Below are 5,364 nucleotides of genomic sequence, written 5' to 3' on the forward strand. Positions count from 1 at the left end.
GGCGACCTTCGTGAAATATCGAGGCTAGACACCCTAAGCCCCATTCGTCGAGAACATCGTGATCTTGATTTCACCTGAGAGCACGCTCGGAAGCAGGGTGTCACGAGTCGACGACAACGCCCATGACTCACTGCGCAGGGTGGCTCGACGAGCGTGCAGACATGCAACCGTCTTCGAGAATTCCGTGATAACCGACGGGCTAGGCACCGGCACTGGGATATCGAGCATGGACTCCGGAGCCACTCGCTGGTGACTGCCCGATGTGCCGGTCACGAGCGACCGCATTCCCTCTGATACGAGTCTAGAACTCATGATCCCATAGACGAACTCACGCGTTGCTGTGCGGCTGGGCGTCAACACTAGGAACTCCGTTGATGCAATAGATCGCCGAGTCCCATGGAGAACCGGCCACCACACACGCGGTGTCCGCGGGTTCAGCTTGGAGAGAAGCACCCCATCTTGCATGACCCTGTTCTTAGTACTCTTGATCTCAGAACCGGACTGAGTTGCTGGGAGTTGACCGTCATCGAACGCAGGAATGCTGTAGTGATCAAAGATCTCATCCGGATGGCGTCGAGGGTCGACTGGATTCCTATTCACGACAACGAGGTCCCTGACTCTGCCCCAAGTCCATCCGCTCGGAAGCTCGCCCTGAACGGAATCCTCAAACCGGGACTTGAAGATGGCCTGCACCATCTCGCCGAGCGTTCGGCTCATCCGGCAGTTCAGCTCGATCTTGTCGTCGAGTGCACCGAGGATGGAGGCGATAGCGTGCTGCTCGGCGAGCGGCGGAACGACGACTGGAAGCGCACCCAAGATGCCGGTGTTCAGGTTGGGCATCGTCGCGCCAATCGCATGACGCTCAATCCAGTCCTGAACCTCCGAATGGCCCAAGTAGTATGAGAGGTAGCCGGGATCAAGCACGCCTTCGCCCGGACGCACGCGGAGACACCCGGTGCCGCACAACCAGCCTGCCTGCTCGTCTCGAACAAGTGCACGCCGCCGGACGTCGCCACGCCTGCTGTAGACAATGTCGCCTGGCCGCACCCTGTGGCGCGCGAGCCGTTCGACGTCCGCAGCGCCGACCATCGCAATGTCGGTTGAATCGATGCGGTTGTCACCGATGTTGATAGGCATGATGCTCGGAATCCCATTGGATACGTAGTCGGACTTGTGGAGCTGGCTACCGAACGGTCCGGTCTGGACGCTGCCACCCGCCGCGCTGCATGCCTCAGCCAGTGTGCGTACCGGCCAGTCAGCCACCAAGGCGAACGGAGCCTCAGAACCCATAGCCGATGCTCTCCAGATTCACCTTGATCTCAGCATCCAGTCGCTGCCCCTCGGCCATCTGCTCGCCGAGTTCGGCGGTCAGGCGCTTCATCTTCTCGTCGAAGGGCTCGGCGTCTTCCGCGGCGGGTGGCGCGCCCACGTAGCGCCCGGGCGTAAGCACATGTCCGTGCTCGGCGACTTCTTCAAGCTTGGCCGACCTGCAGAAGCCGGGAACGTCTTCGTACTCGGCGTCCACATAGGGGTCGTGGCGCCACGCATGGTAGGCGTCGGCAATCTTGGCGATATCCTCGGCAGTTAGCTCACGGTGTGTACGGTCGACCATCGAGCCCATCTGACGTGCGTCGATGAAGAGGATCTCTCCTCGGCGATCACGGAAGCGGTTGTTGTGCTTGTCGCGCGAGAGGAACCACAGGCACACCGGGATCTGCGTGGAGTAGAAGAGCTGACCGGGCAGCGCCACCATGCAGTCGACGAGGTCGGCCTCCACTATGCGCTGGCGGATCTGGCCCTCGCCCTTCTGGCTGGAGGACATCGAGCCGTTGGCGAGCACGAAGCCGGCGGTGCCGGTGGGCGCAAGGTGGCTGATGAAGTGCTGTACCCACGCATAGTTCGCGTTGCCTGCGGGTGGCGCGCCAAACTGCCAGCGCTTGTCGTCTTTGAGCAATGCGCCGTTCCAGTCGGAGTCGTTGAACGGCGGGTTGGCGAGACCGAAGTCGGCCTTGAGGTCAGGGTTGCCGTCGGCGTGGAATGTGTCGCCGTGTGCGATATTCGCGTCGATGCCGCGGATCGCGAGGTTCATCTTGGCCAGGCGCCACGTGGTGTAGTTTGACTCCTGCCCGTAGACGGAGATGTCGCCGACTCTACCGCCGTGCTCCTCGATGAAGCGCTCGGACTGCACGAACATGCCGCCCGAGCCGCAGCACGGGTCGTAGACACGGCCTTTGTAGGGCGCGAGCATCGCGACCAGCACGCGCACGATGCACTGCGGCGTGTAGAACTCGCCGCCCTTCTTGCCCTCGGCGGACGCGAACTGCGACAGGAAGTACTCGTAGGTGCGCCCGAGCACGTCCTTGCTGCGGCTGGCGGCGTCGCCCACCGCGATGTTGGAGACCATATCCACAAGCTGCCCGAGGCGCATCTTGTCGAGGCCGGGCCGCGCGTAGTCCTTGGCGAGCACGTCTTTGAGCGAGCGGTTGTCGCGCTCGATGGCGAGCATGGCGCTGTCGACCGTTTGGCCGATCGTTGGCTGCTTGGCGGAAGCCTGGAGAGTCGCCCAGCGGGCTTCGCGCGGGACCCAGAAGACGTTGTCTTTGCGATACTCGTCGGGGTCCTCGGGGTCGGCACCATCGGCAGCCTGAGCGAGCAGCGCGGCGTGCTGCTCCTCGAAGGCGTCGGAAATGTACTTGAGGAAGAGAAGGCCCAGGACGACGTGCTTGTACTCGCCAGGATCCATGGAGCCGCGGAGCGCGTCGGCGGCCTTCCAGAGTTCAGCCTCAAACCCGACATTGGCACCGTTGCTCGAGCGCGGCTTCGCCATGCGACCTCCGGGAGATAGGGTCGACGCCGCAACCCCATGAACGGCGTCAAGCTCATAGTAGCGCAGCGGGCAAGAACACCGGACTGCCAGCAGTCAGGGCTTTGTCGGTGCAGGTCGGAAGCCCGCCCGCGTCCTCCGTCGCCCACTGCGTACTCGACACTTCGGCCGCGGCCCTACGCGTGGCCATGCTCCCGCGCGATCGTTTGCGCGAGCACGCGATCGAGCGTCACGACGCGAGCGACACCCGTGGCGTCACGTGCCGCGAGCAGCGCGTCGACGAGGTTGAGCCGGGGCTCCTCGGCCATGATGCGCAACGCCTCGGTCACGAGCGGCGGATCCCACGAGTCGAACGCAGCGGAATCGAGCAGCGCGAGCAGCGCGCCGGAGATTTCGCGCTGCGACATGCCCAGACGACTCCGGAGGACCCACGCAACCTCGGCAAGCACGCCCTCGGTGATGACGAGACGTTCCTCGCGTGCTTCCAGATCGTCCACGAGCCGCGCGACGGCCTCTCCGTGCGAGTCGGCCTGGCCAAGAAGCGCCGCGATGACGACGTTCGCGTCAGCGATCAGCATCGTTGCGTTCGGACTCAGAGGCGATCCGCTCTTCGAAGGTACCATCTCCGGAGCTGACATGGAGGATGTCCCCGGCACGGGGCTCGTGCTCAGACGCGAAGTACTCTTCGATGGCCTCGCGGTTCGTGATGGGGCGAAGCTCGCCACCGCCGAGGTAGCGCGCCCGCACCTCCTCGGCCACCTGCAGGGTGGGGCGACGCTTGCGCACAGTCGCATAGCCGCTGGCCAGCTCGAACACCAGCGTGTCGCCCTCCTCGACGCCGAGGGCACGACGGACCTCGACCGGGACGGTAACCTGGCCCTTCGATGTCACCCGCGCTCGCGCCTCCATCGCCTCTCCTCGGTCGGGATTCCTTACTTCTGACGTTACTCCTTACCTCGGGCATGGTCAATCGCGCACCGGAAGCTGTGAGTTTACCATTCCGGTAAACCATGCTACCTTTACCTCATCGGTAAAACACGATGACGAGGCATGCATGGAGGTTCACGTCGCTACGAAGAAGCTCGCCGATGTTACCGACAACCTGCGACTGATACTGAGGCCGACGATCGACCCGCCGCCCGTGCGTGACGACGGCGGGCTTGACTGGGGGGCGGTCACCGAAGTCACGATCTTGGAGGTGACGGACTACCATGGCGACTGAGTACCGATACGATCCCAGGGTGGACCTGCCAGTTGCCCCCGGGGAGACCATCCGCGAGATTCTCGAGGAGCGCGGCATCACGCAGGTCGACTTCGCCCTGCGGCTCGGCAAGAGCGAGAAGTTCGTGAGCCAGCTCGTCAACGGCAAGGCATCCCTCACTCACGAGACCGCCATCGAACTCGAGCGCGTCTTGGGAGTACCTTCGTCCTTCTGGAACACATCGGAAGCCACCTACCGTGACGTCCTCGCCCGTCAGCACCGCGAGACAGAGCACGCCGAGCAAGCCGATTGGATCGATTCCTTCCCCCTCAAGGAGATGGCGGCGCACGGTTGGATTGCTCGTGAAGCGAGCCCTGTCGAGCAAGCCGAGGGGCTACTCTCCTTCTTTGGCGTGTCATCGGTTAGCGCCTACCGAAACTACTGGGGTTCGGAGAAGCGACTCGCAGCTCGCATGAGCACTGCGTACACCCCCGAGACGCCTGCCATCGCGGCATGGTTGCGCGCGGGCGAGCGTGCGGCCGAGGCGATCCGAGTCGCGCCGTTCGACGAGAAGAGATTTCGAGGGGTGCTCGGTGACCTGCGGACCGTCACTTGTCAACCGGATGCGAAGTGGCAGCAGCTCTTGGAGGAGCGCTGCTCGTCGGCGGGCGTAGCAGTCGTGTTCGTGCCCGACCTGCCAAAGACCCGGTGCTTCGCAGTGAGTTGGTGGGCATCACGCACACGCGCCATCATTCAGATCGGTCTGCGCTACAAGACCGACGACCACCTGTGGTTCAGCTTCTTCCACGAGGCCGGACACCTGCTGCTCGACGATCGCAAGAGGTCAGGCATCAGCGACCTCGACGGTGATTCGGCCGCCGAGGAGCGCGCGAACCGATTCGCAGCTGATCTCCTGATCCCGTCGGCGGAATACGCGGTGTTCGTGGCAGCCGGACAGCCATCGAAGGCGACCGTGCGAGCGTTCGCCGAGCGCATCGGAATCGCCCCGAGCATCGTCGTTGGAAGACTCCAGAAAGACGGAGTCATCCCTCCAAGCTGGATGAACGACCTCAAGACGAAGCTCGAGTGGGCGGGGTAGACATCGGGAAACGCACGGTTGTGGCCAATCTTCGCGCCATCGAACATTGTGAGCACGGCGGCCTTCCTTGCAGGCGCTGGTGTGCGACTATCCCACGGCAAGTAGCGTGGACCCTTGCAGGGCACGGCGCAGCTCGCGTTGGAATGCCGAAAAGCGGCTGTATAGCTCACGGTACGTGGCGATCAGCGCGTCGCCGTCGGATCTCGCTTTCTTCTTCGCGAGTACTTCGGCGGTCGCCAC

The 5,364-nt window shown here is 63.5% G+C and carries 6 protein-coding genes; 2 read left to right on the forward strand and 4 right to left on the reverse strand.

The window, feature by feature from the left end:
* Positions 1 to 33: 33 nt before the first annotated feature.
* The 4 genes from Q8K99_03560 to Q8K99_03575 form a co-directional block, all read right to left on the reverse strand.
* On the reverse strand, positions 34 to 1,290 hold the full coding sequence (locus Q8K99_03560; protein ID MDP2181626.1) for a restriction endonuclease subunit S: 1,257 nt from the start codon (positions 1,288 to 1,290) through the stop codon (positions 34 to 36).
* On the reverse strand, positions 1,280 to 2,827 hold the full coding sequence (locus tag Q8K99_03565) for a class I SAM-dependent DNA methyltransferase (GenBank protein ID MDP2181627.1): 1,548 nt from the start codon (positions 2,825 to 2,827) through the stop codon (positions 1,280 to 1,282). Before Q8K99_03565 ends, Q8K99_03560 begins: the two co-directional genes overlap by 11 nt.
* A 173-nt stretch (positions 2,828 to 3,000) precedes the next feature.
* The gene (locus tag Q8K99_03570) at positions 3,001 to 3,402 is read right to left on the reverse strand and encodes a type II toxin-antitoxin system VapC family toxin (GenBank protein ID MDP2181628.1); all 402 of its coding nucleotides are present in this window, start codon (positions 3,400 to 3,402) and stop codon (positions 3,001 to 3,003) included.
* The gene (locus Q8K99_03575) at positions 3,389 to 3,733 is read right to left on the reverse strand and encodes an AbrB/MazE/SpoVT family DNA-binding domain-containing protein (protein MDP2181629.1); all 345 of its coding nucleotides are present in this window, start codon (positions 3,731 to 3,733) and stop codon (positions 3,389 to 3,391) included. Before Q8K99_03575 ends, Q8K99_03570 begins: the two co-directional genes overlap by 14 nt.
* Positions 3,734 to 3,878: 145 nt before the next feature.
* Between Q8K99_03575 and Q8K99_03580 the strand changes: the two genes are divergently transcribed.
* On the forward strand, positions 3,879 to 4,046 hold the full coding sequence (locus Q8K99_03580; protein ID MDP2181630.1) for a hypothetical protein: 168 nt from the start codon (positions 3,879 to 3,881) through the stop codon (positions 4,044 to 4,046).
* A complete protein-coding gene (locus Q8K99_03585) occupies positions 4,036 to 5,124 on the forward strand; it encodes a helix-turn-helix domain-containing protein (protein MDP2181631.1) in 1,089 nt (362 codons plus the stop codon). Before Q8K99_03580 ends, Q8K99_03585 begins: the two co-directional genes overlap by 11 nt.
* Positions 5,125 to 5,364 lie beyond the last annotated feature (240 nt).

The organism is Actinomycetota bacterium, from assembly GCA_030682655.1.
Lineage (GTDB): Bacteria > Actinomycetota > Coriobacteriia > Anaerosomatales > JAUXNU01 > JAUXNU01.

Bases quoted from the DNA above. Each gene is read 5' to 3' on its own strand.
- Q8K99_03560 (MDP2181626.1), bottom strand. From the start codon at position 1,290: ATGGGTTCTGAGGCTCCGTTCGCCTTGGTGGCTGACTGGCCGGTACGC.
- Q8K99_03565 (MDP2181627.1), bottom strand. From the start codon at position 2,827: ATGGCGAAGCCGCGCTCGAGCAACGGTGCCAATGTCGGGTTTGAGGCT.
- Q8K99_03570 (MDP2181628.1), bottom strand. From the start codon at position 3,402: ATGCTGATCGCTGACGCGAACGTCGTCATCGCGGCGCTTCTTGGCCAG.
- Q8K99_03575 (MDP2181629.1), bottom strand. From the start codon at position 3,733: ATGGAGGCGCGAGCGCGGGTGACATCGAAGGGCCAGGTTACCGTCCCG.
- Q8K99_03580 (MDP2181630.1), top strand. From the start codon at position 3,879: ATGGAGGTTCACGTCGCTACGAAGAAGCTCGCCGATGTTACCGACAAC.
- Q8K99_03585 (MDP2181631.1), top strand. From the start codon at position 4,036: ATGGCGACTGAGTACCGATACGATCCCAGGGTGGACCTGCCAGTTGCC.